The organism is Oscillibacter acetigenes (genome assembly GCF_025567605.1).
In the GTDB taxonomy this organism is placed as follows: Bacteria; Bacillota; Clostridia; order Oscillospirales; family Oscillospiraceae; genus Oscillibacter; species Oscillibacter welbionis.
The window spans coordinates 233,909-259,281 of record NZ_JAOQKG010000001.1 but is presented as its reverse complement, the minus strand read 5'-3'; the positions used below and the strand labels follow the sequence as shown (position 1 = coordinate 259,281).

The window sequence follows — 25,373 nt, the reverse complement described above, 5'->3', positions numbered from 1 at the left end:
TCACTGTCCCTCCTTTGCGCCCGATGTAACTGCCCAGCCTTGGGCTCCGATGTGGGCCTGCCACAGCTTCTGGTAAAGCAGGCAGCGGCGGAGCAGCTCCGCCTGGGTGCCCTGGTCCACGATATGCCCCTTTTCCAGCACCACGATCTGATCCGCGTTCTGGATGGTGCTCAGGCGGTGGGCGATGACCAGCAGGGTCTTCCCTTTGGAGAGGGCCATGATCGAGCTCTGGATTTTGTCCTCATTTTCCGGATCGGTAAACGCGGTGGCTTCGTCCAAAATCACAATGGGGGCGTCCTTCAAAATGGCGCGGGCGATGGCGATACGCTGGCGCTCCCCGCCGGAGAGCTGTCTGCCCGCCTCTCCCGCCGGGGTGTCCCAGCCCCGGTCCAGTCGGGCCAGAAACTCCTCACACTGGGCCGCCCTGGCCGCCGCCAGCACCTCCTCGTCCGAGGCGTCCGGCTTTCCCAGGCGGATGTTCTCCTTGAGAGAGCAGTCAAAGAGGAAGTTGTCCTGGGTGACGAAGCTGATGGCCTGGGAGAGCTGTTTCAGAGGCATTTCCCGGATGTCCCGCCCACCCAGGGTGATGGAGCCGGCCGTCACATCCCAGAAGCGGGCAGCCAGCCGGGCGATGGTGGACTTGCCGCCTCCTGAGGGCCCTACCAGGGCGGTGAAGCTCCCCTGGGGGATGTGCAGCTCCAGGTCATGGAGCACCTCCGCGCCCCCCGTCCCGCCATAGGAAAAGGCCACATTCCGAAACCGGATGCCGCTGCCGTCCAGATCCGCCTCCTGCTTCGCCTGAGAGAGCTGGGGCAGGTCCAGCAGCTCCCGGGTGTCCTTCACCGCAAACTGCATACTCTTCATGGAGTTGATGAATGCGGTAGCTCTCATGAGCGGGGAGACGATGCCCAGGGCCATCATCAGGCAGAGCGTCACCTGAGCTGGGTCCAGCACCCCGGTCTGGTAAAGATAGATGCCCACCGGGAGGGTCCCCAGCAGGGTGGTGGGCAGGATGGACAGGCACAGATTCATGGAGGCCCAGGTGCAGCGGAACCAGTTCAGGGTAAAGTCCCGGAAAGAGCTCACAGCCTGGGCGAACTTGGCGTAGGATCGCTCCCCCTGGCTGAAGGCCTTGACCACCTGGATGCCCTCCACATATTCCACGATGACGCTGTTGACATGGTTGTTGGCCGCCATATAGGCGGCATAGTTCTTGTTGTAGGACCGCATCCCCGCCGCCATGGGGACCAGGGCCACTGGGATGGTCACCAGCAAGGCCAGGCCCATCCGCCAGTCGATGGCGAACATGGCGATGACGACCGCCAGGGGCAGAAGCAGGTTAGAGCTCAGCTCTGGGATCATGTGGGCCAGGGGCGGCTCCACATCCTCGATGCGGTCCACGATGGTGCTCTTCATGGCCCCGATGGGCCGGGATTCCACCTCGCCCAGGGGCGCCCTCATGAGCTGATCTGCCACCTGGAGGCGAAGGCCCTCCAGAATGGTATAGGCGGATACATGGGCCAGCATGGTGGACAGGGCATAGCCCGCCACCTTGACGGCGTAGCCTGCCAGGCACACCCCACACCACAGCAGGATGCCCTCCAGGCCCGCCCGACGCTCCACAAACAGCCGCAGGATTTGATAGACTCCCAGATACGGCACAAAGCCTCCTGCCACGCTGACCACCGCCAGGGCCACCGAGGCGGCCATTTTGCCCCGGCAGGGTCCGGCATAGGAGAGCAGGATGCTCAGCCAGGTCCGTTCTTTCATCGGCAAGACTCCTCTCAAAAGAAATGACTGCGATTTGCTTTCGCTAACCGCAGCCATTGTAACTGATAAAAAAGCTCTTTTCCGCTCCGCTCCGCCGATCCTGTCCCGTTTGGACAGAAGAATTTATTGTCCCTCCCGGCGGTATTCCAGGGGCGTTTTACCCTTTACCGCCTTGAACGCGGCGGCAAATTTGCTGGCGCTGTCATACCCTACCCGGCCGGCGATCTCCGCCACGCCGGCATGGGGCTCCTGCCGGAGCAGGAGGGCCGCCCGGTCCATGCGCAGGCACCGCATATAGGTGTTGATGGGCTGGCCGTAGACCGATTTGAAGCACTCTTTCAAGGCCGTGGTCGGGATGGAAAAGCGCCGGGACAGCTCAGTGATGGTGTAGTGACGCTCCAGATCCCCGGTCAGCAGGCGGTGAATCGCTTTCATTTTCTCCACCTGCGTCTTGTAGAAGTAGGGCTTCTCCGACTCCGCGGGCAGTTCCAGGGCATCCAGATAGAGGAGCAGTTCCAGCGTCTTGATGCGGAAATAGGGGAGCTTGATCTGTTCCGGTACGGCATAGAGCTCCTGGAAGATATGATCCAGCGAAGGGGCCCCGTGGAGTACCTTGGGGTGGGGGCCGGAGCAGTATTTGTCTCGGAGGCGGTACAGGTCCACCGGAAAGTCCCGCACCCATTCGGCCAGGGCCTGGGCTGCCCGAGGCAGCTCCAGCCCCACCGTGATCCCGTGATAGTGGGAAAGTGGAAAGACAAAGTGCCCCCGGTGCTCCAGCCGCCGGTCCAGCTTCAGGTCCCCCGCTTCCACATAGGAATAAGCATCCGGTCCCGCCGGGTACTCCATCCGTCCCTGGCGGCAATAGTCGATGCACAGCAGATCTCCGGTAATGGTCAGGTCGGAGTCGTAATCCTCCATGTGGAAGTCGTTATACATCAAAGTGATCCCGGGGTACAGGTCGTACTGGGTCATGCTCCCATCCCCGGTGCCGCCCATCATCTGAAAGACCCGGCAATGATCATTTTCCACCACCACTTTTGGAAAGCCATTTCCCGCTATCATCTGCTCCAGCATAGTTCCCCTCCTTACAGATGCAGGACCCGGTCACAAGCCTGCTGCAAAAACTCCTGGTCATGTGTTACCACCAGCACGATGCGGCCCTGTCGGGCCAGATCCCGGATCACGCCGGACACCTCCACCATCCGGGCATAATCCAGGCCGCTGGTGGGCTCGTCAAAAATCAGCACCGGCTTTTCCGACAGCAGCGCGGTGGCCACCGCCAGCCGCTGTTTCTGTCCGCCAGAGAGCGCCATGGGGTGCCGCTCCCGAAAGGACAGCAGTTGAAGGCGATCCAGCACCTCGGCGATTTTTTCGTCCGGTGCATCCGGGGCGGATATTCGACACTCACCCCACACGCTGTCCGAAAAGAGCTGGTGGTTTACATCCTGCATCACGCAGAAGGCTGCCCGCTGCCGCTCCTTGCGTCCCAGGGGGCGGCCGTGAAGCCGGACAGTCCCTGCCTGCTCCCGCAGCAGCCCGCACAGACAGCGGGAGAGCGTGGTCTTACCCACGCCGTTGGGCCCGGTGACAGCCACTACCTCACCCGGCCGGACGGAAAAGGACAGCTCACGGAACACCGCCTCTCTTTTCTGAAAGGCGCAGGTCAGCCCCTCCACAGAGAGGCCTTCCCCGGACCCGGCCGGCTTCGCCGGTGGCAGGGTACAGGGGGCCGATGACAGCGTGCGCAGGCCCAGCCTCTCCCGTTCCTCATCAGTCAGCCGCTGAAACTCCTCACGGGTGAAGCGCCGGGACAGGCTCCCCTGCCTGATATACCATGCCTGGTCGATCAGGTCGGTAAGAAAGTAGAGTCGGTGTTCGGCAATGACCACCGTGCGCCCCTGCCGCTTCAGACCGGCGATCTCGTCGTGAAGGCGGGCGATGGCCTCCTGATCCAGATTGGCGGTTGGCTCGTCCAGCACAAAGATGTCCGGGCCCATGGCGTAGACCGAGCCAAAGGCCAGCAGCTGCTTTTGTCCACCAGAGAGCGAGAAGATGCTCTGCCCGCAGAGGCTCTCCAGCCCAAGGGCCTCCACGGTCTCCGCCACCCGGGCATGGATCTCTTCCGGCGGGCATCCTGCGTTCTCCAGCCCAAAGGCCAGCTCGCTGTCCGTGTCCAGATTGAAAAACTGGGACTTGGGATTCTGGAATACCGATCCCACCTTTCGGGCCAGCTGGTGCATGGGCGTCTTGGCGGGGTCCAGGCCGTCCACCTCCACCCGTCCCTCCAGGCGGCAGCCGGGGGTAAAGGCCGGGATCAGGCCGTTGATGAGCTTGGTCACCGTAGTCTTTCCACAGCCGGAGGCACCGCACAGCAGGACACATTCGCCCGGCCGGATGGCGGCGTTCAGGCCGGCCAGGGTCTCCCGGGAGCCGTCATAACCAAAGGAAACATACTCAAATGAGATCATTCCGAGGGTCCTCCTTATTGTACCACAAATGACAGCGCCAGCAACACAAGGCCCGCCGCCATCCCGGCCAGGTCCACCGGGGACAGCCGCAGGAAGACGGCGCTTGTCTTAGGCGCGGGGTCCTCAATTCCCCGGGTCACCGCCGCTGCGGAGAGCTCCTCCGCCGTCTCGGTGGCGGACACCATCAGAGGTATCACCGTGCCCTCCAGTCGGGCCAGCCCCCGGACATCCCGCAACTTCATGGCGTCCCGGATATAGCCCATCTCCTCCCGGATAGCGGGGAAGTATCGCAGAGTCACCGAGACGGCCACGATCAGCCGCTGGGGAACACGGAGCTGGCGCAGTCCCACGATGAAATACCGCAGAGGCGTACATTTCAGCATCAGCGATCCGGTCATCAGGCACGGAAACATCCGGCGGGCGTAGGTGGCAAAAATGGTAAAGCTGGTGGCGATAATCTTGGGAGAGGCGGGCAGGATGTACTGCTGAAAGAGCAGTAGGGCACAATAGCCCACCGCCCATTTGACCGCCATGGAATACTTCCCGTGGGCAGCCATCAGGAGCAGCAGCAGGCCGACCAGTGCCAGCTCCAGCCACAGGGTATGGGGGCGGAAGGCGATGATATTGGCGGCCACCAGAAGCCACAGGCCGGCCCGTGGGTCAAAGATGCGCCGCTCCATCTCAGACAAGGCCTGCCTTTTCAAAGTGCTTGCGGAACATGGCCCGGGCGATAAAGCCGCCAATGATCGCGCCCACAACAGGGGCCAGGAACAGCACCACCAGCATGGAGCTGGACGACAGTGCCGCCAGGGTGTTCACATAGTCTGCGGGCATCCCCTGTTCCGTGATCTGCCGCAGGAAGTCCTCCCGCATCAGCCAGATGGGCAGCGGAGAGCCCACCATGCCCAGGGAGAACAGGACGAAGGACACAAGGTTTCCCCGGATGCTGGTATAATGGGTACAGCCACGGACCAGTTCCCCCAGGCCGCAGGCAATGACAAAGGAGACCAGGATTACCGGGGTGAACTGGCCGGTGACGAAGTAGATCAGCCCGGTGATAAGGCCCATCAGCAGGACTGAACCCACCTTCTGCACCTTGGCGCACATCATCAGGTGTGGGATGCCGGTGAACAGGGCGATAAAGCCCGGCATCAAAATCCATAGCAGCGGGTGTAGCCCGCCCAGGAGCATAAAGGCAAAGTTTATGGCAAAGTAGATGGCGGAGAAGATTCCCACGGTGATGACATCCCTGCCGCCCATTCCGCGGCGGCTGTTTGATCCAGACATAGCACACACTCCTTCTTGGTTAGATAATGCTAACCGTTTGAATAAAGAATTGGACGCCATGCGTCCCTCAACATTGCATTATTTTAGCGAAAAGAAATCGTTCTGTCCGCTCCATATAGACGATTATGCTCTGTTTGGACAGACTTTTGTGAAAGCGGCGGGCTATTGTGATCTTGACTCAGATAGAAAAACGCAGTTACCCATAGAGGATAACTGCGTTTTTTCGGAAAAGGCTTCTCAGGTTATGGAGGCAGCTCGAACTTATAGCCGCTGTGGGGTACCGTGCGGATGGGGTTGCCCGGCCCCATCTTCCGGCGGAGCTGGCTGATGATGTTGGCCACGGCCGCGCCGCAATGCTCCGGGAACTCGTGCCATACGGCCTCGTAGATCTGTTCCTGCGTGAAGACCCAGCCAGGGCGCCGGGCCAGGTAGGCCAGCGTAAAGAACTCCAGATGCGTGAGGTGCAGGGAGCGGCCCCGCCACTTTACCGTCTGCTTGCGCAGGTGCAGCTCCAGGCCGGGAAAGGTGAGGGTGTGCTTCGTGGCGGGCGGCTCCACGATTTCAATTCCAGGCGCTTCCGCCAGGAAGTCCTTGAGCTTGTCCAGGAGCTGTTCCTCTCCATCTGTAATGGATAAAATCAGCAGCTTCCCCATGCGGGGACCACCTCTTCTTCTGATTTTCCACCGTTCATTCCGGCTCCACCGCCCCTTTTAACAATTCAAAGGACCGCTGGCTGATGGTGTGCTCCATCCGGCAGGCCTCCCGTTCCGCGGTCTGGGGATCGACCCCGGCTGCGACAAGCTGGCGAGTAAAGAAGCAGTGTTTCTCATAGGTCTGCTCGGCTACCTCCCGGCCCACATCCGTCAGGAACAAGAAAGAATTTTCGTCCATGGTGAGAAAACCACCCGCTTTCAAAGTGGAGACCGCATGACACACGCTGGGTTTTGATACATCAAGGTGCCGAGCCACATCCACGGAGCGCACCATGCCTTTTTCCTTTTGGAGCACCAGCACGGCCTCCAGATAGTCCTCACCGGATGCTCGTAATTTTATCGAAACCACCACCCCTTAAACTACCCAGTCAAGACTTTCCTGCTGGATATGATATAACTTTTCGTACAGTCCCTTATGGGCAATTAGTTCGTCGTGCGTTCCTCGCTCTACAAGTTTCCCGTTTTCCAGTACAAAGATTTGGTCGGCATCCACTACGGTACGCAGACGGTGAGCAATCATAATGACGGTTTTCCCCTCGACCAATCGGGCGATAGCCCGCTGGATCAGCACCTCATTTTCAGGATCAAGGGATGCGGTCGCCTCGTCCAGCAAAATAATAGGGGCGTCTTTCAGAAGAGCGCGGGCAATCGAAATACGCTGGCGCTCTCCGCCAGAAAGGGTGCTTCCATTTTCACCGAGAACGGTTTGGTATCCATCCGAAAGCCGCATTACAAATTCGTCACAGTAGGCCGCTTTTGCAGCGGCCATAACCTGCTCCTCTGTTGCGGCCATGTTGCCGACGCGAATATTGTTATATACCGTATCGTTGAAAAGAGTAACATCCTGGAATACAAAAGATATGCTTTTCATCAAATGCTCAGGCTCGATGTTTTTTATATTTTCTCCACCGATAGTAATTGAGCCCTTCTGAACATCCCAAAAGCGGGCAATCAGCTTGGAGATGGTACTTTTTCCGCTGCCGGACGGGCCAACCAGTGCGGTGATACTCCCCGACGGGATTTTCAGCGAGACATCCTTGATAACATCTTCCTTAGCATACGCAAAGGTAACATTCTTTAATTCAATATCGTATGTGTGAACATCCTGCTCGTTTCCCTCCATCGCGGGAGTCGTTAGAAGCATACGCATCCGTTTTGTGACTGTCCCTAAATGGAAGAGGGAGGTGAGTTGAGAAAGAATGGCAAGGATAGGGCCATAGAGTTGAGTGGAGAACATCAAAAGAACAAGCAATGGGAGTAATTCGATTTGTCCGCCCGTAATAAGCACTGTACCCACGAAAATGGCGATGCCCAAACTGGCCTGCAAAATTAAGGCGGCGGATTGTACCAACACACCAGAAACGAGTTCCGCTTGAATTGCGACCTTTTTCATGGCTAAAAGTGCGCGATTCAAAGTAGAAAACCTTTCACCGCTCAACCCGCAGGACTTGATGATCTTGATACCCTCCAAATACTCCTGAATTTGACTTGACGCTTCCAGCTTAATACCTACCTGCCGGTCAAACATGCGTATCTGCAAGTTGCGCCCGGCCCAAATAATCAGGAATGTAATAGGCATGGTAGCAAACAATGCCAGAGCCATTCTCCAGTCGAAAAAGGCCAGACAAACACAGGTAAGAGTAACAGAGATCACATTGGCAATCAATGGTGGAATGGTGCTGCTCAGCATGGACTCCATGCTCGCACAGTCGGCCATCATATTGGTGGTTATATCAGACAGGTCCCTCGAATTAAAGAAACTCATAGGGAGCTTACGCAAATGTTCTGCGATTCGCAGTCGTGTATTGCTGGCCTCCTTATAGGACGCCAAATAGGTTTTTCGGTAATCATTTCTTGCTGCAAGGAAGACCAGAAGTGAAGCTATGATGCCGACAATCAGTAATCCCCACATATTCCCCCAGGAAATGTCTTTCCCATAAAAGGGATTTAGTAATTGCCAAAACAGCAAAGTTGTTACGCCGGCAGGAAGTAGAAGTGCAATATTGGTCAGGGTGCAGGCGACGATGGCTTTTTTCAAATCAGAGTAGCCTTTCTCGGACAACAGCAATTTTTCTTTCAGAAATTTCATTCGATTGCACCCCCTTTTCCTGCGCGGATCTTCCAGCTGATAGACTCCATGTAACTATTCCACATTTGTGTGTACTTCCCTTGCCGTTCCATCAAGGTATCGTGAGTCCCTTGCTCAATCAGCTGTCCGTGCTCCATCACAAGTATCTGATCTGCATTTCGGATCGTTGATAACCGATGGGCAATCATGATAACCGTTTTATTTTGTATTAGTTTTTCAAATGCTTTTTGAATCAGATACTCGTTTTCTGGGTCACTGAAAGCAGTTGCCTCATCTAACACAATAATGGGAGCGTCCTTGATAATCGCCCTGGCAATCGCGATGCGTTGCCGCTCACCACCGGAGAGCCGAATGCCAGACGCACCAATCATAGTATGGTAACCGTCTGGCAGTTTTTCTATAAAGTCGTGACATTGTGCTGCCTTTGCTGCCTCAATCACCTGCGCTTCTGAGGCGGTCGGATTACCCATCCGAATATTATCCAAAATGCTCTGCTTGAACAAGAAAGTATCTTGAAAGACGAAACTGACCTGCCGCATAAGCTCCGCCTGTGGTATTTTGCGGATGTCTACTCCGCCAATACGAATACATCCTTCTGTCACATCCCAGAAGCGAGAAATCAGATTGGCAATCGTGCTCTTTCCGCCACCAGAAGGACCAACAATGGCCGTTACTTCGCCCTGTCTGGCTATGAAAGATACATCGTTGAGGGCTTTAACCGAAGTGCCCGTATCGTAAGAGAATGAAACATGGTCGAACTCAATGCTATGCCCCTGCTCTCTGGCCCCCACATCTTGATTTTGCAGAACGGGGATGCTCAATACCTCTTCCATGCGTTCCACATTTCCGTCAATTTGTGTGAAAGACTCTGAAATATACATGATCTTATTAAGTACGCCCGAAATAGCGGGAGCCAAGACAAGATAAAAAATAAAGGTCAAGGAATAAGTACGATAGTCCTCGGCTCCCATGCCAATAAATATCCCTACCGGAATCAAGAGCAGGTAAATATTATGGATGATTGTCGTAAACCCCGGCATACAATTTTGCCAGCCCATAGCGTACTCCAGCACAAAAGAAGTATAATCAGTGATGGATTTGCTTAGACGGCGAAAAGAATCTGCGGTTTGATTAAATGCTTTGATTTCCGGCATACCACGGACATATTCTACCGAAGCATTGTTCATATCTTCCTGCGCGGTCTGATAGTGGTGCATTTTTTCTTTGGCACTCCCATTAAAACCAAGGAATTGCACCACAAAGGCCAAGATAATTCCAAAAAGAGAAACGATACCATACCGCCAGTCAATGGCCAGCAGAAGAATTACCAGGGCGAGTGGGGCCACCAGAGAAGCAACAAAATCCGGGAACTGATGCGCGATAAATTTTTCAATGCTCTCAATGTTCTCGTCCATAATCTTCCTCATCCGACCGCTGCCAATGGTCAGATGATACCCTAAAGGGATTTCCGTAATATGGTTCGCAAAGGCCAGCTTCAGCTCATAAAGCGTTCCGAAAGCCGCCAGATGGGAACACATCAACGCGCAGAAATAAAGGATTACATTTCCGGCAATCCCCCCGAGAGCCATCCAGCCATATCGGAGAACAACGCTCATATTTGCGTTCGCCATATCGGGAAAAACTCCGATTAGTTCCCGCATTATAAAATAGATAGAAAGATACGGTAGGAAAGAGCACACTGCGGCTGCTGCGGCAAGAATGCCTGAGATAAAAACAAGGCCCTTATGTTGTGATGCCAATTCCAGACACCGAGCCATACCGGTTTTTTTCTTGCGCGTTTCTTCCTGTGCCATAAAAGCACCTCCTTATGTGCCAGAATAACAAACGCCTCTTTGGCCACAGCTCTGATACCCAATTTTGTCCAAAAGAATATCTACGGAGTGGATAGGAAAGTCGTCCGTGATTGCGCCGTTTTCCAGGCGGATAGCCCGGTCACAACAAGAGAGCGCACATTCTGCGTCGTGGGTGATTACCAGAATGGTACGCCCCATTCCGGCCAGCTTGCGGATGATTTGGCTCACATTGCGCATATTGGCGCCATCCAGTCCGCTGGTAGGCTCATCAAGAATAATAATAGGCGCGTCGTGCATCAAGGCTACCCCCAAAGCCAGTCGTTGTTTCTGCCCACCGGATAGGGTGGCCGGGTGCTGCTCGGCATACTCCTCCAGTTCCAGGGCTTTGAGAATTGTCCGGGCTCGTGCGTTGCGCTTCTCATCCGTAGGTGCCCCAGTGGTCAATTCATCAACAAGGTCTTCTCCAAATAACTGACTGTCTAAATCCTGTGGAATGTACCATACTTTGCCCATCCGCTCTCTTGGCCGGGTCTTATGACCAAACAGGAATACCTCACCGGAGTTTTCCTTCAAAAGGCCGGCAAAGATGCGCCCAAATGTACTTTTCCCTGTGCCGTTCGGCCCGATGATACCGACGATTTCTCCTCTGTGGCAGACAAAATCCAAGTGTTCAGCCACCACCGTGCCATCAAAGGCTTTATGGAGCCCCTGCGTCTCCAGCACTACTTCGTCTGTGGCGGCCGATGGCATCTGCTGAAACGCCATTTGATAGAGGTCCGGCGTCCGCAAGCCAAGCGTATGCACTTCTGCCGATGGGAGGCTCTTCATTTCTTCCCTTGAGAACTCTCGCACAATCGCACCGTGCTGAATACAGAAAAATCGGTCCGCAACATCCATGAGATAGTACAAGCGGTGCTCTGCGATTACAATGGTTTTTCCCTGTGCCTTCAGATTGCGGATAATATCCCCGAAGCGGTAGGTGGATTCGATGTCCAGATTTGCGGAAGGCTCGTCCATGACATAGATCTCCGGCTCAATGGCCTGAGCGGAGGCGATGGCTACCTTTTGCCGCATTCCATAGGACAGTGTGTGCAGGCTGTGATCCAAAAGGTCCTCAATTTTATTGTACTGGGCTGCCTGGAGTACATGGGACTGGATTTCCTCATGGGTATATCCGTAATTTTCACAGCCGAAAGCGATTTCTCCGGCTACCTCATTGGCAAAAAATTGACTCCGGGGGTCTTGGAACACATTACCTACCAGCTTCCCGCGTTCCCAGGAGTGGATTTCCTCCAAAGGTTTATCCCCTACACGGATTTGCCCGCTCAGCTCCCCCTCATAGAAATAGGGGATCAACCCATTGATTACACGGGTCAAAGAGCTTTTTCCGCTTCCGGATGGGCCAGTCAGTACGATTACTTCCCCAGCGCGAATGTCCAGTGTAACATGACTGATCTGATCGCCCCGACCACTATAAGAAAATGTAAGATCCCGAATTGCGATTTCTTTTCCCATTGTGATACCCCTTTACAGCAGAACGCAGCATACGATTCCAGCTGCAGTGCTGACCAACATGAGGAACGCGTCCAGCGGTGAGATGCGGCTGACATAGTAACTTTGCTTTTTGTAAGGACTCTCAATGCCGCGGACAATAGCCGAGGCGGAGAGCTCATCCGCAATTTTTAGAGAGCGGAATACCATAGGCACGATTGCATATTCCAGCGTATTCAATGGGTGCCGCAGGACCGTAGGTACCGACCGAAGAAAGCCTCGGATTTTCATAGCCTCCCGAACTTCTCCGAACTCCAGGATGATCGTCGGAGCAAAGCGTAGCATGACGACCAGGACCAGCATAGCCTTGGCTGGGATAGGCAGTTTCCGCAGACTGGCCGTGAGCTTGCCGGAGGGAATACGGAAAAGCAGATATGCTGGCATAGCGGGAAGGAGCAGCTTGTAGATCATGCTCAGCAAAAGCGGAGATGGAAATGATATGCTGTATTTTGTCTCCAAATATAGGCCAACAACGGTTACCAAATAGACTGTATAACAGCCGATCCCCTGCTTATATAGCCCAAAATAACAGAGAATCAAGAGTAGCCAGAAAGTGAACACCGCATGGCCAATCAGGTCTGTGGTTAGAAAACTGACCAGGCAGGAGCAGACGGTCAAAAATAAGACCGTCCGCCCATCTACCTGCTCGATTCGCTTTTGTGTCGTACCTGTTCTGTTCATCCCACAATACCGGCTTTTTGGAAGTGCTTCCGCAATAGGCGCTGACCAAACAATGTCCCGAGGAAAGTAAGTACAGCGGTAATTGCCGCTCCCAGCAGCATCAGGGCCGGGGAAGTTACCATAGCCATCTGCATTTCTAAGGTTTCAGAGGTAAATCCACTCTCCAGAGCCATTGCCGTATAGCTGTCCCATGCCCACCAGAGGGGAACAGCACAGCCGACAAAGTTACCCACGCAGTTAATCGTCCAGCCGATACGAGTTCGGAGCGGGTTGCGGTAGGTGTCTTTACCAAGCATGGAGAGTTCTGCAATAAGTCCTACCGCCAGGAAATACGGGAAGAGGAACATGTAGCCCATGACGCCTTGGATCAGGCCGTAGATACCCGCCCAGGCAAAAAGAAGACCATGCTTATTGACGCGGTTAGCAGCCACCAGGAAAAAGACTGCGCAGATGAAACCGTCAATTCCGGCTGAGCCATACAGATATACGAGTGGGAAAGGGAGTGTAAGCGAACTCATTACCATCATGATGATAAAACAAATCACCATCATAGCGGCTATTGTCATGATATCGCGTATGCTAAACTTTTTCTTTGCGCTTGGAACTGATTTCTCCATATTGAACGACCCTCCTGTAAAAATATAAATCCGTTGGTTAGCTGCGTCTAACCAACGGATTTATTATACAAGAACCGATTTTTGTTCTCTACTCCATTTCATAAATGCAGGGTCGAAAATAGCCCGAAAACTAAATGGCTTTTTGCGCAGTCCGGTAATCCTTGGGAAGCACCCCGAACACATCCCGGAAAGCGCGGGCAAACTTGCTGGCGTTGCTGTATCCCAGTGAGAGTGCGATTTGATTGATGGACTCATTACTCTCTCGAAGTTGAACTGCGGCACTATTCATCCGGTAATGTTTCAAATAAGCATATGGGCTACGCCCATATATTTGCTTGAAAATGGTCTGGAATGTAACGGTACTGATTGCCTCACCTCGTAGGAATTGCTCCAGCGGAGTACTGCGGCTTAAATCCTTAAGCATAGCTTTACGAACTCGCTTCACAATTTCAATATGTTCTCGGGCATAATAAGTGGCGGCTACACGATCTTCCTTGCGCAGTTTTGTGGCGTGGTAGAGCAGTTCCAATACTTTGATGCGAAAGTATTGGGAAGTTTCATGCTCTTTGGCCGCATACAACTCCTCAAACACATGACACATGGAGGGAGGTGTTTTACAAATATACCATTGATGGGCTGTGTCTAAGTCCTCCTCCAAAACAGAAATATCAATCTGGAAGAGGGCGAGCTGAGATCTGGTCACTTCCGTCATTGAATTTTTATCGAGCACCAAGCTCAGTCCACTACAATAGTCAAATGGGAATGAGTACCGAGCCGGCATATTCAGCATACCGTTTACACAAAATTCATCCTGCTGCAGGTGAAACACTTTGTCACCCTCAAACTCAAATTCAACCCGGCCTTCTTGATAATGCCGAATTTCCAACACATTTCGCATTTCATTCGGCTCATCAAAAATATCTGAACAGTTGAAATCCATGAAAATCAGGTCGATACCCGGAAATATGGAGTAATCATATAAAATCCCAGTACCATTACACTGATAGGAAATGACGGAACAACCCGGCTTACGGCTTATCAATTTTGCGTTTTTATCATACCAGTCAGGATGGTAGCCATTTAGAGTCGGGTCCAAATTCTGATAAATACTTCTTTGCGTCATAACTCTGTTTCACCTCTATAAGCAGAAGGGTTAGCTTTCGCTAATCATCAATGTACGCTATTTCACAAGTTCCGTCAAGATACATTCAGATTAAAACTTGGGCCGCAAAATGACCGCAAACTTAATATACAACTCTGTTTATCATATAGAGCCCTAGCCGCAGGAAGGCCATACTCTGAGGCGGCCGTGCTGGGACATCGCCGACGCGCTCATTCGAGAAACGATCCGGTGCCATACGGAAAGCATGGGCAATCTCACGCCGCACGCACGCCAGCACATTTTCCCGCTTTTGTCCGAAGTGGATCGCCGTTAGCTCCCAGATCGAGTTTTGAAACGGGGTCCCGCATTGTAACTGAGTCAAAGCAAAGAGCAAGTATTGATAGGCCTTGCTGGAGGGGCGTATTCCCATTTCCCTCAAGTACGAAGCGGCCCGGTCAGCCGCAACCTCAGAACGCTGCTTCATGGTCATGCTCCCTTTCCTATTTCGCTCGGCAGTATCAACTCTACCGATTACAGCGGAATGATATAAATAAAATTATACAAGTATAAGCGGTAAATAACAAGTGACAGCGGCCTAATACCAAAATATAATCACGCTGCCAGCGAACATTGTTTTTGAATAATCGGGTATCATCAACATAAAGAGGTGATACCTGTTGGAGGAAAGCTATATCGCAAAGCGTATTACTCAACTCCGGATGGCTCGGAATATCTCAGAATATCAGATGTCGCTGGAGCTGGGCCACAGCAAAAGCTATATCCAGAGCATTACCTCCGGAAAGTCCAAGCCATCAACACAGGAGCTATTTAATATCGCGGATTATTTCAATATGAGCCTGTCTGAGTTCTTTGACGAGGAGAATGTTGAGTCTCCCACCGTGCAAAAAGCCATTGACGCCATCCGGAAGTTGAGCGAACAGGATGCGGCCCTGGCACTGGCCATGATCCAGCGCCTTTCCCTTCCTCTGCGGGAGGGTGGAGCGGAGCAGTAAGCCGTCTCTCAATAAAAGTGCCCGAGGGGTACGCTATGCGGCGTATCCCCTCGGGCTTTTTTCATTGGCCGCGCCTGCGGCCGGAGCGTTGATTGGCTCTTTACTTAATTTGGTGTGTTACATATTGGGTGGCGGCGTCCCGCGCTCTACGGTCTCGCCCGAAAAACAATGTCCACAATACTCCCAGATACCGGAGACATCCAGACAACGCTTGAATGTGGCGTAGGTGGATCTCCATGCCCCAGTTGTAGGGTCCTGGCGCATACCATAGGGGTCCCCCATTTGCGCGCAGGCGCTGCTCATGCAGATGGGCGGCAGGCAGTTCATCGCCGCATCCACCACGGCCTCCTCTACATAGTCTCCAGGCTTTGCGGCGGCATAGTCGAAATCGTCCGAGGTAAAAACTTCTTTCCCTTGGTAGGTCATATCAAGGTGCTCCTCTCCGGTTTGTTTTTTATGCGGCGTCCCGAACTTGTTCCGCCAGAAAAGCGGGGACGCGGTTTATCAGGTTTCCTCATAGGGCGGATGGCGGTAGATCTCCATGTTGCGTGCTTCGATGTTATACACAAAATTGACTTCACGCCATCGTCCCTGAAAGAAGGGGATGCCCTCCCAACGCCCGCTACTGTCCACGGCAATAATACCCCAGCAGCTGTATTCTGGTCCGCACTCCCACCAGGCGGGAGTGCCGTCCATCTCCTGAAGCTGCGCCAGGGAGAGCGGAAGGTTTACACGGCTTTCGTCCTCATCGGAATCATAGTCTGTCCAAAGGCAGCAATGGGCACAGGCTTTCATTCCCCATCCCAGGCAGAGCGGATAGGGATTGCGTGTTTCCGAACGGTAACACGGCGGGTGCTTATCTGGATGCTTGACTGCTTGGGGGGCTTCGATGCTCGGCCTATCCTTCTTTTCCTTGTTCATCTTGCTCCTCCATTCCAGGTATTTTAAGCGGCCTTTTGATGGACGCGGAGCCCTGCCGCTCTGATCCGAAGCTCGTCCGACAGGTAGCGGAGAGAGGTAAACTCCTCGTCCAGGTCGGTAAGCTCGCGCTTTAGAATATTCTCATAATTCCGCTTCTTCTCCTCCAGGCCCTGGATGCGCATGACCCAGCGATCCATGATCTTGGGGCTCTGGCTTCCGCTCTGGATCAGGTGGGTGACGCGCTCCTCATACTCGGCAATCTCCCTGCGGACAGACCGATAGAAGGCGGCAGTCATCTTCTTGCGCTGTTTGGCGTCGTCTACAACATAAATGCTGTTGACCTCCAGCGGATCACGGTCGGGACGCTTGAGCTGGTTATGCTCCTCCAGCATCTCCACAAAGTCCTCAAACACCTGCAATCTGGCGGCAAAGTCCCGGGGAACGAAAAAGAAATGCCCCCGGCCTATTTTGACGGCCTGCATAGAGTCCACATAGTTCTCCAGTAGGGTTTCAATCTGCCGCCGGCCGGCGCAGTTCTGGTAGAGTTCAAAAAGCCTCTGCGCCTCCATACAGTACGGAAGCGGGTCGATGAACGGATCGGAGACAAGATTATCATAGGAAAACAGCTTGCTGGTCTTATTGAAGGTGATGTTGGCCAGCTTGCGGTATTCATTGGTGTCCTCATGCACGGTCTCCTTGACCAGCTCACGGGAGATCACAGAGGCGTTTCCACCTTTGTTATCCCGGCAGTACACCTTGAAGATCTGTGGGCCGCTGTCGGTTTTCACTACCCGGCGCTCGTAAATATCGCCGGTGGCGGAACGAAAAGCGTCCCCCATGGCAGTCCGATTGCTCCTGCCCTTGGGAAATCCTACGGCGTCACACAGGCTTTCCAACTCGTCCCGGTCGATCAGGATGCTGGAAAGTGAATAGTACAGCACCTTTCCCAAAACATCTCCGCCGTCCTGAGAAACGGCGGCAAAGTCTTCAAAGCGGATGGTTTTCTCATTGTTCAACATTGTTTTTTACCTCCGAAATCAAATCTTTGGTTGCCTTTTGATGGCAGGCCGCACACTCAAAGTACCGGCTTGCCTGTTCGTATTCCGTGTCCACATAAATCGTCCGGTATGTGGAAAACTCTGCCGGAGCTCCACACCAGCAGCATAAACGGTTGGTTGGCAAAGCGTTCTCCTTTCGCTGGCGGGCCCTATGCCGCTGTGGGCATGGCCCACGGCTTGTTCTGATAGACCGTCACCGTCTGATACCCCATCTGCTGATAGGCCCAGAATCGGTGCAGGCCGTCGATCACCACGCCGTTGACGCTGACAAGGGGCGGAAAGTCCACTTTGCCTGCCCACAGGAGCTTCAGATAGTATTGCGCTTTCTTCATGTCCGCAGGTTTCCCGGCAGTCAGCTGGTCTATCGGAACTGTTAATTCCTCCCACTCGCAGGTGTGGATAAAGCCGCGGTCCTGCTCGGGATATTCCTGTTTCCACAGGCTTTCCAGGCGCATGGTGATAAAGTTTGAAGTCATATCCAAAATGTTCACACCCTTTGAGGCCGCTTCATTGCGGGCCTTGTAGAAGTCGTCCACGCCCTTGAAGGTCATGTTCCAGTTCATCAGGCGTACCCGGAGATTGGGTATGCTCTGTACCGTTTCCAGGATTTTTCCCAGGGCGTTTCGCACCCGCCAGTTGACCAGCTTATCCATGTCCAGGGCAACCACGACCTCTTCCAGATTCTCCATGGACTGGAGCGCATCCTTGAGGCCGGCGATGGCCGTCACGCCAGCAAAGCAGAGAAAGAGCGCGTCGTGATCCAGGAAGCTGGCCACATCGCCTTTTAAGCCTCCCTCTGTGAGATAGGCGGTCCTGGCATGGATATTCCCGGTGACATGGATATAGGAGTAGCTGCGGGTCCCATGAGCCTTGCCGCGGCTGGAGAGCCACCGGTATTTTCGATCCGGCTTGGTCTCATCATCCAGCCGGATCTGGAGACCCTGGATATAGCCGTTCCTGTCGCGGCACGGCACCAGAAGCCCCGAATGGCCGAGGATGTTCCAGTATCCCCGGTCAACATAGAAGCCCGGGACGCCCTCCAGATTGTGAAAGTCGGAAAGGATGCCCGCCAGAAAACGCCGGGCGGAGCTGGACATGGGCAGAGTGCGGTACATGTTTTGCTCAATACGCTCCTCACTCAATCCCCGAGCCAAAAGATCGGCTTTGTGCTTGGGGGAGAGCTCCAGGTGCATGAGCATATCATAGTAGACATTGTGCCGGACGGCCAGGGAGCTGGGCTCCCGTTCCGCCGGTTTTTGTGACAGGGGCTGCTGGGGAAACCGGTAAAGAACGCTGTCCTCCGATAACGCCCGAAACGCCTGCCGGTTTGAAACCCCCTCCATCTTGGCATAGAGGGACACGCTGTTGCCCTTTTCTCCGCAGAGCACACAGCGGAAAATATTTCTGGTGGTGTTGAGAAAGAGATGGTGTTTCCCTGGCCCGTGGTCGCCGCAGAATGGGCAGGAGGCTTCCACCTCCTCCCATTCCAGCGTGCGGTCATTCAGGACAAGCCCACATCTTCTCGCCACATTCAGGATCGGAAATTCCTGATAAGAATGGCCGGAACGGTGCTTGCCCATAGGCGCTCACCGTTTTATGCGGCTTTCGGGACACCCGTATTGTCGGCCACCTGGACCTGCAGCGCGGTGCCCTTGATCACTTTGGCGATAAACACCTGCCCCGTGGGGCGAACATTGTCGATGACGGGAACGGACTCCACATCGTCGATAAAAGTCGGGTACTCGACGCCCAGCAGACGCTTGATCAGCTCCGCAACTTCCAGTCCAGCCCGAATTCGCTCGGAGTGAGACAGACAAATGTAGTCGCGGCCCTCATAGGTGAAGCGGAATACATCCTTGACTTCGCCGGTGCTCTTCACCACATCATAGAGGGTGATCGACACCCGGTTCATCCTGAGCTTAGAGAAGTTGATCTCCACCCGCTTTGAGATATAGAAGGCCAGGGCGGAAAGAAGCTCCTTCTTTTGCTGGATGGAGGCCTGCATCTGCTTGATGTCCTGCTCCTGCTTCCCCGCAGCCTCCGGAGAGGCCTGGACCAGCTTCGACAGCACCTCAATTTTGGCATTGAGCCCGGCAAACTCCGTGCGGGCCCTGTTCAGTTCCTCGATTTCCTCCTGGCTGAGCATACCGCATTCCCGGTCCAGCTCGGTGCTCTGGATCTCGCTGTGCAGGCGCTCAAGCTCTTGCTGGTGGAAATTTCGCCGTTCCTCCGCCTGTTCAAGCGCCTGTTTACGTTGGCCGCTGAGTTCCTCAAGCTCGGCTTCTCCGGCGGCAATATCGTCCTCCCGAAACTGCTCAAAAACGGTCCGCGCCTTGGCGTCCAACTCCTGGACTTCTTTGCACTGGGCGGTGAGCTGGCAGCCTTCGGCCTGGATGCGGCGCAGGGAGGCGGCAAATTCCCCCTTCACCTGCGGCAATGTCTGCTCCGTGATGGTCTGGCGGCACATGGGGCACTGCACCCCCGCCGTCAGGCCGTCGTGGATATGCTTGGTTCGCTTGAACTCCATACTGAGCCTGTGGATACGCTCCTGCGCCTGGGCCAGTGCGGCGGCATACTTGCTCTGGTAGGCGTCCGCCTTGCGGCGGGCCAGCTTCTCAGCTGCGGCGTGAATTTGAAGATCCAGGTTTGCCGTATCGGCAATCACTGGATTCTCCCGCTGTAATTCTTCATAACGGGCGTATAAGTCGGCCAGACGGTCGATCATACTGTTTCCGTCAAAACCTGTGGTGCGCTTACGCTCCAGTTCACCGATTCGCTCCTGAAGCTGTGTATGCCTTACCTGAGCTTCCATGAGCTCCTGTGCCTGCTCCTTCTGTTGAGAGGCGTGCAGGTCAATCTGCCCCTGGATATAGACCATATCCTTTTCTATGTCGGTCACTTGTTCGCGCAGCTGCTTGGAGTAAGCCTCCGCGGATAGAAACTCCTGCTTTTCCAGCAGTGCCCGCGTCTGGTCGCTGAGCTGAGCGAGAACTTCCGCCTTGGGCACCTCCGGCAGATACCGCTCCAAAAGGTTGCGGCCCTTACTGCCCAAAACATTGATAAAGTATTGCGGGTTGAACATCGACAGGAAAAGATCGCGCTCTCCAAACATGGTGGTGAGATCCCCCTGGCCGATGCGGACACCATCCAGCGTGATGTCCATTTTGTCATCCTTGCGATGGCGGGCGAGGGTCCGAAGTTTGCCGGACTCATCCTCAAACTCCAGCTCTACCAGCAAATCACGGGTATCCTGATGATAGAGGTAGTCAATCTTCGCGCCGGCATAGAAGCCTACGCCGGTGATGGCAAAGGCGATGGCGTCGGCAATGCTGCTTTTCCCCACGCCCATATGGCCGGAGATCACATTCATGCCGCCAAACTGAAAGGTCTTCTGGTCCGCATATCCCTTAAACCCGCTGATTGTAAGCCGGGTCACGCGGAATTGCTTGATCGGTTGGATCATTTGATTGCCTCCTTACTTATGCGGCCTGTTCTGAGCCCAGGTCGAGGATCTGGTATGCCTCCAAAATATAGAAGGTGACGCCGTTGCTGTGCTGCGTGGAAAAATTCGCGTTTGTCAGGATCAGTCCCGGCGCAAGCCGGCTGTCGGCGCCCCGGGTATATGCCTGAAAGACCTGTCCCGCGCTGTCCCTGACCTGGACGCTGGTGCGGCTGTTTCCGCTCATCGTCGGCTTGAGGACAGCGCCGGTCACCAGATAGCACCCGGCCGGGATGCCGGAAGCGGAGGTCTGGCCTTGGGAAGGCTGTCCCTGCATCTGAGGGGCTTGCTGGGGCGGGCGCCCGGGCTGTGCCTGCGGCGGCTGCGGCGGAGGGGTTGCGCCCTGCCTCTGAGGGGCAGGCTGTCCGCCCTGCTGGCGGGGACGGCCATTGGGATCGGCAGATTGGCTCCGGGTGTGATGGCCCTGTTTGTCCTGTTCGCCGGGGTGGTCCTTTTTCTGCTGGAGTGACTGCACCCACTGATCATGGACGGCGTCCAAGGTGGGGCGTTCGTCGTTGCAGATCACATACCCTTTTCCCCTCTGCTCAATGGAGACCCATTTTTGCGTCATGCCGTAGAGATACCGGCCGATGCCCCACTCAACCGCGGCCCGCTTCATACTGTCGCTGAGGCCGCCCTTGACCGATTCAATATCGCTGTCATCGGCCCCGTCCCATTTGGTGATCCACGCCTCCTGGGACGGAAAATAGATGGAAATGCCGCACAGCTGGGCGCTCTCGCCTTTCCACGGCACAAAATCATTGTGCCAGCCGTCGATGCCCACTGTGCTGTCCAGCCGGGTTTGGATGGCTCGGTTGGTCACATAGGGCACTGCCAGGCCGCTGGTCTTTGCTGAATTGGTCGCGGAGATCCGCCACTCAATGTCGGCGCTCTGAAAGGGGGCGGAAAGGGCCGCCCGAAGTTCTTCCGCTGATTTGTTCCACATGATATTCGCTCCTTTAGGCCCGTTGAATAAACTCGCCGAGCGTTTCCTTTTTGGGGATGAGAATGTCCGAATAGTAGTATTCGGGGTCTTTGTCCTTCAGATGCTCCATGAGTTCCCGATATTCCAGTCCTAACTTGTTGTTGGAGCTGCTGTAATAGTGCATGTTGTTCGGAATACTCAGGAGAAACGCTGGAAGGTTGTGTGCCTTGTGCGGCTTTTTATAGATTGGCAGCGTGTTGGCTCCCACGCAAAGGCTCCCGCTTTCGCGGCTCACATTGGAAAATGGATAGTAGTACATGGGTGTCTCCGGGGTCGGGATTTCATCCGCCACCACCCCAATCCGGCAATGGGATGCTTTCCCCTCTTGATTGAGCGAAAAGCCAAATACCAGACGAGGGATCGGGAAGTGGGGATAGGGCGTATCGTAGACCGAAACATCGGCGTACAGCCTGGGGTGCCAGAGAACGAAGCGTTTTACCGTCTCGCTTTGATAGAGCGAGATAGTATTCAGCGGCAGGAAACCGCTGTGATAGCCCTCGTCTGCTGTCCGCAGGCTGTCTTTGAAGCACCGAAGCAGATCTTCCTCGGTGATGCTTTTCCGGGAGAAGACACCTTGCGCGTCCTCTTCCACGGTGATTTTGCCCTCATTGGGCGAAATGCGGATCATAATGTCGTTGCTGGCCTCCATTTATGCCGCCTCCTTTTGCTTCAGCGCAGGCTGAGAAGGCAGGGCAATTACTTTGCCCGCCGGCTTCTTCAGCTCCTGTTCTAATTCCCTGATTCCGCTCTGGCAGGCGTCCAGGATGTCGCACAGAGCCTTCGGAATCTCATCAAAGGAGTAGAACTCCTCGAACAGAAAGAGCAGGAGTTTGGGGCTTTTCCGCGCCTCCGAGCCGTCTACCCAAAGGTAATCAAAGTTATAGTTGCTGAGGCGCATAGCACTGTGGACCGCGTCCTCCAGCTCCCGCGCATAGGGGTTTTCAATTCGGGTTATCCCTCTTCGGGATTCATATTCCCGGCACAAAGCATGAAACCTGTCCAGCAGCGGGTCGCGCAGAACATAGACCTCACGATCCGGTTCATACGCATGATGGGAGACCTGCTTTCCGCACTGCTCATAGCACTTGGTATTCTGAAATACGCTCTCACAGGCAAACCGTTCCACCATGCACTGATTATCCCAGGTGATCTCCGTGCAATCTCCAAGCATATCCATGAGCCTGTTCAATTTCCCGTGGCTCTCCAGCACTTTTGCCATGTTTAAGATCCTCATGGCTGCGTTCAAAGTATCTTCGTCCATGTCCGGCCTCCTATAAAAACGCTCTGGTTTTCACACAAGACGGCAAAATGTCGGAAATCCGCCTGTTGATGTGGCGCATCGTATTACAAAGATTTTCCCGCCAGTAATAATAGTCGAGGATTGTGAACGGGTCCTCTTCGTCGAACTGATCAAAGTCGATTTGCTCCAGCCGGATGGGCTCCTCACCCTCCAGTTGCGGAAGAACTGTGTCCAGCAGGTAGGGGTTTAGCTCCTCGTCGAAGTGCGGCTCATGTTCCTCCGTCTGTCTGAGCTGTTTATGGAGTTCGCCAAGGTCTAACACTTTCCTCATCGCGCTGCTTCCTCCACTGGCTGAAGCTCAGCCACACAGAGAGCATAAGCCTCCGGATTGGAGAGGATCTGCCGCTCCTGCTGCTCATTGATGTAGTTGGAGCCAAAGCCTAAATAGTACAGACCCGCAGCGGCGGTAATATCGTCGGAAAAGAAACGCTGGGCAACATCCATCTGCTTATGCAGTTCAGGATCAGAAGAACGAAACGCCATGACGGTCAAAGTCGTTTCTTCATCAGGATGGAACTGACCAACTTTTCTGCCCAGAGCTCGAATGGCCTGAGTGCGGCTCCTGATCTCCTCCTCTTGATTTTCCCTGGCATGGAAATAGCAGAGCAGAAACTGTTCGGCTTCTGCACCGCCCAAAGCGACGCCGAAGGGCAGGTGAAGCGGCTCTCCATAGGGGGCTACCGCGGGAGAGAAACGGGAGCAGACACCTCCCAGAAGCGGCTTCATGCGTTCCGCCGCCTGCGACCAAACCGCCGCCCGCAGCGGGACGGCTGATGGGTTGCCTTGCACGATTTTCTGTGCATCAGGGGAAAGAGGCACAACAATGGTAAAATAGTTTTTTTCGTTCATATCACTTTCTCCTTTAAGTCAGCGAGCGGAAACCGCTCGGCGTCAGGATATTGAAGATCATCCGGTTGGAAATCGTCTCCCGTATCTCGGTGGAAATCAGGCGCCCATGGGGCCCCCTGTTTTCATCCGTGACGGTGTGCTTCTCTTTGATGATCCGGCCCTTGACGATATGCGGATAGTCGCACTCCATCAGTCCGTTGATCAGGCCGGAGCCGCCGATCAGCCCCACCTGTCCGATAGACAGGGGCAGGGGCGGACGCTTGATCTCGCTGTCCAGCCGGCTTTTGGCAAACAGCCGGTCAAAGCCGGTGGAGTTTGCCAGCTGGCGGGCCAGCTCGTCTTCATTGAACACAGCCCCCCGGAATGTCTCCACCTTTTTGGAGACTGCCGGGAGCTCATAGCAGGCCTTGGGCAGAAGGTCGGCGGTAGGTAAGGTCTCCGGGTGCTCCGCGGCGGAGCACAGCGCCTCCGCATCCTGTTCCGCCTCCGTCCGTCTGCGGCGCACGCCTGTGACGACCACCTGCTTAAACTGCTTGAACTCCCTGTCCAGGAAGCGGTGAATACGCACCTGTTCAAAGTTGTCACAGATGATGCCGCACAGATCTGCCGTCAGGCGGTAATAGGGGACAATGTAGATCAGAAGCCCGCCCATCATAAGAAGGGGGATGCTCTCAATCAGAAACCGCTTTTCGTCTCTGCTCCGTCCTCCATTCTCAGACAGGACAGACAGATAGGGCGGATTCAGGAAAACGGCATGAAAAGCTCCTGGGCTGATATTGGAGCCGAAGAAGCTGCCGAAGCCGACACGGTACAACTGCTGCTGTGCCTGTTCCGCCCGGTGGTCATCCAGTTCAATGCCGTAGCATTGGCTGTCCGTCCCCAGGGCGAGCCGGAGCAGGGCGTCCCCTGTTCCACAGCATGGGTCAATCAGGTTGGCCGTGTTCTCTGCGGGAAAGACAATGCTGTTGGCGATATACCCCACATGAGTGAGGTCCGTGGGGTAATGCCCCAGCCGGACATTGTTCATCAGGCGCCCGATGATTGAGGCGTCTGTGGTCTGATGGTCTGGAAGCGCGTCCGCAAACCGCTTCAGCACTTCGGTCAGTTTGGAGTAGTCCGCGGTCATCAGCGGAAAGGCTGCCAGTTGCTCCGCCAGCTTTTGCGCGGCAGGGGCCAGCGGATTCTCCAGCTCCATCAGGAAAGGCCGGGTCGCACGGATCTGTTCGACCAGATAAGTGCGCTGCCGCTCCAGCAGGCGGTACAGTTCAAATGCCTCCGCCTTTTTCTGGCCGGCCAAAAGCCCGGCAACCTGAGCCCGATAGGCTTGCAGGCCCTCCGAAATCAAAGTAATGGTACCGGCAAGCTCGCCAAGCTGTTCCAGGGCATAAAACCGCTGGGAAGGGGGCTGGCTTTGAGGCTGTGCCTCGTTTACCTGCTCCATGTTTGATCACCTCCGTGATTTAGCCAGAGGGGGACCGCGCTCCGCACAGTCCCCCTCTGCTTTCAGTGCCTACGCGGCACGGTTTGTAATAACAGGGTTTGCCGTTTTGCACGGCTCTTTCGGCCCATATCGGCCGACACAGCGTTTCAGGCGAAAAACGCCTGACTGGTCTATGTAGCCTTGGGCGCACAGCTCCCGGACCCGGGTTATCCCCA

At 54.8% G+C, this 25,373-nt stretch carries 26 protein-coding genes; 1 reads left to right on the top strand and 25 read right to left on the bottom strand.

The features are described 5' to 3' along the window. The 14 genes from OCV80_RS01325 to OCV80_RS01260 all read right to left on the bottom strand — a co-directional run bounded on the left by OCV80_RS01325 (position 1) and on the right by OCV80_RS01260 (position 14,582). On the bottom strand, positions 1 to 1,770 hold the full coding sequence (locus tag OCV80_RS01325) for an ABC transporter ATP-binding protein (RefSeq protein ID WP_009259447.1): 1,770 nt from the start codon (positions 1,768 to 1,770) through the stop codon (positions 1 to 3). A 123-nt stretch (positions 1,771 to 1,893) separates the two neighbouring features. Beyond that, positions 1,894 to 2,844: an AraC family transcriptional regulator gene (locus tag OCV80_RS01320; RefSeq protein WP_009259448.1), complete on the bottom strand. Its 951-nt coding sequence runs from the start codon at positions 2,842 to 2,844 to the stop codon at positions 1,894 to 1,896. 11 nt (positions 2,845 to 2,855) lie between these two features. After that, on the bottom strand, positions 2,856 to 4,238 hold the full coding sequence (locus OCV80_RS01315) for an ABC transporter ATP-binding protein (protein WP_009259449.1): 1,383 nt from the start codon (positions 4,236 to 4,238) through the stop codon (positions 2,856 to 2,858). A 14-nt stretch (positions 4,239 to 4,252) separates the two neighbouring features. Further along, a complete protein-coding gene (locus OCV80_RS01310; protein ID WP_034565448.1) occupies positions 4,253 to 4,918 on the bottom strand; it encodes an energy-coupling factor transporter transmembrane component T in 666 nt (221 codons plus the stop codon). Between the two features lies 1 nt (position 4,919). Then, positions 4,920 to 5,525 carry an MptD family putative ECF transporter S component gene (locus OCV80_RS01305; protein WP_024723491.1) on the bottom strand — a complete coding sequence of 202 codons (606 nt, stop codon included), beginning with the start codon at positions 5,523 to 5,525 and terminating at the stop codon, positions 4,920 to 4,922. A gap of 242 nt (positions 5,526 to 5,767) precedes the next feature. Then, complete coding sequence (locus OCV80_RS01300) at positions 5,768 to 6,178, bottom strand: winged helix-turn-helix domain-containing protein (protein WP_009259453.1); 411 nt, start codon at positions 6,176 to 6,178, stop codon at positions 5,768 to 5,770. A gap of 34 nt (positions 6,179 to 6,212) precedes the next feature. Continuing rightward, positions 6,213 to 6,578, bottom strand: coding sequence for a metal-dependent transcriptional regulator (locus OCV80_RS01295; RefSeq protein ID WP_024723492.1), 366 nt, complete (start codon positions 6,576 to 6,578; stop codon positions 6,213 to 6,215). Positions 6,579 to 6,593: 15 nt separating this feature from the next. Next, a complete protein-coding gene (locus OCV80_RS01290) occupies positions 6,594 to 8,327 on the bottom strand; it encodes an ABC transporter ATP-binding protein (protein ID WP_009259455.1) in 1,734 nt (577 codons plus the stop codon). Then, positions 8,324 to 10,141 carry an ABC transporter ATP-binding protein gene (locus OCV80_RS01285; RefSeq protein WP_009259456.1) on the bottom strand — a complete coding sequence of 606 codons (1,818 nt, stop codon included), beginning with the start codon at positions 10,139 to 10,141 and terminating at the stop codon, positions 8,324 to 8,326. The genes OCV80_RS01290 and OCV80_RS01285 overlap by 4 nt, the downstream gene beginning before the upstream one ends. Positions 10,142 to 10,153: 12 nt before the next feature. Next, positions 10,154 to 11,656, bottom strand: a complete 1,503-nt coding sequence (locus OCV80_RS01280) for an ABC transporter ATP-binding protein (RefSeq protein WP_009259457.1) — start codon at positions 11,654 to 11,656, stop codon at positions 10,154 to 10,156. A 12-nt stretch (positions 11,657 to 11,668) separates the two neighbouring features. Further along, positions 11,669 to 12,373, bottom strand: a complete 705-nt coding sequence (locus OCV80_RS01275) for an energy-coupling factor transporter transmembrane component T family protein (protein ID WP_009259458.1) — start codon at positions 12,371 to 12,373, stop codon at positions 11,669 to 11,671. After that, positions 12,370 to 12,990 (bottom strand): MptD family putative ECF transporter S component, encoded by a 621-nt coding sequence (locus OCV80_RS01270; protein ID WP_009259459.1) that lies wholly within the window; start codon positions 12,988 to 12,990, stop codon positions 12,370 to 12,372. The genes OCV80_RS01275 and OCV80_RS01270 overlap by 4 nt, the downstream gene beginning before the upstream one ends. A 130-nt stretch (positions 12,991 to 13,120) precedes the next feature. Then, positions 13,121 to 14,113: a helix-turn-helix transcriptional regulator gene (locus OCV80_RS01265; protein ID WP_009259460.1), complete on the bottom strand. Its 993-nt coding sequence runs from the start codon at positions 14,111 to 14,113 to the stop codon at positions 13,121 to 13,123. 121 nt (positions 14,114 to 14,234) lie between these two features. Further along, positions 14,235 to 14,582 (bottom strand): hypothetical protein, encoded by a 348-nt coding sequence (locus OCV80_RS01260; protein ID WP_009259461.1) that lies wholly within the window; start codon positions 14,580 to 14,582, stop codon positions 14,235 to 14,237. A 187-nt stretch (positions 14,583 to 14,769) separates the two neighbouring features. Between OCV80_RS01260 and OCV80_RS01255 the strand changes: the two genes are divergently transcribed. Next, positions 14,770 to 15,105, top strand: coding sequence for a helix-turn-helix domain-containing protein (locus tag OCV80_RS01255; protein ID WP_009259462.1), 336 nt, complete (start codon positions 14,770 to 14,772; stop codon positions 15,103 to 15,105). A 117-nt stretch (positions 15,106 to 15,222) separates the two neighbouring features. Here the strand turns inward: OCV80_RS01255 and OCV80_RS01250 are convergent, their stop codons facing one another. From OCV80_RS01250 to OCV80_RS01200, 11 genes are all read right to left on the bottom strand, one after another. Then, the gene (locus OCV80_RS01250) at positions 15,223 to 15,531 is read right to left on the bottom strand and encodes a hypothetical protein (protein ID WP_009259463.1); all 309 of its coding nucleotides are present in this window, start codon (positions 15,529 to 15,531) and stop codon (positions 15,223 to 15,225) included. 78 nt (positions 15,532 to 15,609) lie between these two features. Further along, positions 15,610 to 16,026 carry a hypothetical protein gene (locus OCV80_RS01245; protein WP_009259464.1) on the bottom strand — a complete coding sequence of 139 codons (417 nt, stop codon included), beginning with the start codon at positions 16,024 to 16,026 and terminating at the stop codon, positions 15,610 to 15,612. A 23-nt stretch (positions 16,027 to 16,049) separates the two neighbouring features. Further along, entirely contained in the window at positions 16,050 to 17,045 is a 996-nt protein-coding gene (locus tag OCV80_RS01240; RefSeq protein ID WP_009259465.1) for a DUF6744 family protein, read from the bottom strand. A gap of 188 nt (positions 17,046 to 17,233) precedes the next feature. After that, positions 17,234 to 18,613 carry a hypothetical protein gene (locus OCV80_RS01235; protein ID WP_198152300.1) on the bottom strand — a complete coding sequence of 460 codons (1,380 nt, stop codon included), beginning with the start codon at positions 18,611 to 18,613 and terminating at the stop codon, positions 17,234 to 17,236. Between the two features lie 65 nt (positions 18,614 to 18,678). After that, entirely contained in the window at positions 18,679 to 20,547 is a 1,869-nt protein-coding gene (locus tag OCV80_RS01230; RefSeq protein WP_009259467.1) for an AAA family ATPase, read from the bottom strand. Between the two features lie 16 nt (positions 20,548 to 20,563). Further along, positions 20,564 to 21,529: a Rad52/Rad22 family DNA repair protein gene (locus tag OCV80_RS01225; RefSeq protein WP_009259468.1), complete on the bottom strand. Its 966-nt coding sequence runs from the start codon at positions 21,527 to 21,529 to the stop codon at positions 20,564 to 20,566. 13 nt (positions 21,530 to 21,542) lie between these two features. Beyond that, positions 21,543 to 22,217: a hypothetical protein gene (locus tag OCV80_RS01220; protein WP_009259469.1), complete on the bottom strand. Its 675-nt coding sequence runs from the start codon at positions 22,215 to 22,217 to the stop codon at positions 21,543 to 21,545. Beyond that, entirely contained in the window at positions 22,218 to 22,829 is a 612-nt protein-coding gene (locus OCV80_RS01215) for a hypothetical protein (RefSeq protein WP_009259470.1), read from the bottom strand. A gap of 10 nt (positions 22,830 to 22,839) precedes the next feature. Continuing rightward, a complete protein-coding gene (locus OCV80_RS01210) occupies positions 22,840 to 23,139 on the bottom strand; it encodes a hypothetical protein (RefSeq protein ID WP_009259471.1) in 300 nt (99 codons plus the stop codon). Further along, positions 23,136 to 23,717, bottom strand: a complete 582-nt coding sequence (locus OCV80_RS01205) for a hypothetical protein (protein WP_009259472.1) — start codon at positions 23,715 to 23,717, stop codon at positions 23,136 to 23,138. Before OCV80_RS01205 ends, OCV80_RS01210 begins: the two co-directional genes overlap by 4 nt. Before the next feature lie 13 nt (positions 23,718 to 23,730). Then, complete coding sequence (locus tag OCV80_RS01200; RefSeq protein WP_009259473.1) at positions 23,731 to 25,158, bottom strand: DUF6094 domain-containing protein; 1,428 nt, start codon at positions 25,156 to 25,158, stop codon at positions 23,731 to 23,733. Positions 25,159 to 25,373 lie beyond the last annotated feature (215 nt).

Bases quoted from the DNA above. Each gene is read 5' to 3' on its own strand.
- OCV80_RS01325 (WP_009259447.1), bottom strand. From the start codon at position 1,770: ATGAAAGAACGGACCTGGCTGAGCATCCTGCTCTCCTATGCCGGACCC.
- OCV80_RS01320 (WP_009259448.1), bottom strand. From the start codon at position 2,844: ATGCTGGAGCAGATGATAGCGGGAAATGGCTTTCCAAAAGTGGTGGTG.
- OCV80_RS01315 (WP_009259449.1), bottom strand. From the start codon at position 4,238: ATGATCTCATTTGAGTATGTTTCCTTTGGTTATGACGGCTCCCGGGAG.
- OCV80_RS01310 (WP_034565448.1), bottom strand. From the start codon at position 4,918: ATGGAGCGGCGCATCTTTGACCCACGGGCCGGCCTGTGGCTTCTGGTG.
- OCV80_RS01305 (WP_024723491.1), bottom strand. From the start codon at position 5,525: ATGTCTGGATCAAACAGCCGCCGCGGAATGGGCGGCAGGGATGTCATC.
- OCV80_RS01300 (WP_009259453.1), bottom strand. From the start codon at position 6,178: ATGGGGAAGCTGCTGATTTTATCCATTACAGATGGAGAGGAACAGCTC.
- OCV80_RS01290 (WP_009259455.1), bottom strand. From the start codon at position 8,327: ATGAAATTTCTGAAAGAAAAATTGCTGTTGTCCGAGAAAGGCTACTCT.
- OCV80_RS01285 (WP_009259456.1), bottom strand. From the start codon at position 10,141: ATGGCACAGGAAGAAACGCGCAAGAAAAAAACCGGTATGGCTCGGTGT.
- OCV80_RS01280 (WP_009259457.1), bottom strand. From the start codon at position 11,656: ATGGGAAAAGAAATCGCAATTCGGGATCTTACATTTTCTTATAGTGGT.
- OCV80_RS01275 (WP_009259458.1), bottom strand. From the start codon at position 12,373: ATGAACAGAACAGGTACGACACAAAAGCGAATCGAGCAGGTAGATGGG.
- OCV80_RS01270 (WP_009259459.1), bottom strand. From the start codon at position 12,990: ATGGAGAAATCAGTTCCAAGCGCAAAGAAAAAGTTTAGCATACGCGAT.
- OCV80_RS01265 (WP_009259460.1), bottom strand. From the start codon at position 14,113: ATGACGCAAAGAAGTATTTATCAGAATTTGGACCCGACTCTAAATGGC.
- OCV80_RS01260 (WP_009259461.1), bottom strand. From the start codon at position 14,582: ATGACCATGAAGCAGCGTTCTGAGGTTGCGGCTGACCGGGCCGCTTCG.
- OCV80_RS01250 (WP_009259463.1), bottom strand. From the start codon at position 15,531: ATGACCTACCAAGGGAAAGAAGTTTTTACCTCGGACGATTTCGACTAT.
- OCV80_RS01245 (WP_009259464.1), bottom strand. From the start codon at position 16,026: ATGAACAAGGAAAAGAAGGATAGGCCGAGCATCGAAGCCCCCCAAGCA.
- OCV80_RS01240 (WP_009259465.1), bottom strand. From the start codon at position 17,045: ATGTTGAACAATGAGAAAACCATCCGCTTTGAAGACTTTGCCGCCGTT.
- OCV80_RS01230 (WP_009259467.1), bottom strand. From the start codon at position 20,547: ATGATCCAACCGATCAAGCAATTCCGCGTGACCCGGCTTACAATCAGC.
- OCV80_RS01225 (WP_009259468.1), bottom strand. From the start codon at position 21,529: ATGTGGAACAAATCAGCGGAAGAACTTCGGGCGGCCCTTTCCGCCCCC.
- OCV80_RS01220 (WP_009259469.1), bottom strand. From the start codon at position 22,217: ATGGAGGCCAGCAACGACATTATGATCCGCATTTCGCCCAATGAGGGC.
- OCV80_RS01215 (WP_009259470.1), bottom strand. From the start codon at position 22,829: ATGGACGAAGATACTTTGAACGCAGCCATGAGGATCTTAAACATGGCA.
- OCV80_RS01210 (WP_009259471.1), bottom strand. From the start codon at position 23,139: ATGAGGAAAGTGTTAGACCTTGGCGAACTCCATAAACAGCTCAGACAG.
- OCV80_RS01205 (WP_009259472.1), bottom strand. From the start codon at position 23,717: ATGAACGAAAAAAACTATTTTACCATTGTTGTGCCTCTTTCCCCTGAT.
- OCV80_RS01200 (WP_009259473.1), bottom strand. From the start codon at position 25,158: ATGGAGCAGGTAAACGAGGCACAGCCTCAAAGCCAGCCCCCTTCCCAG.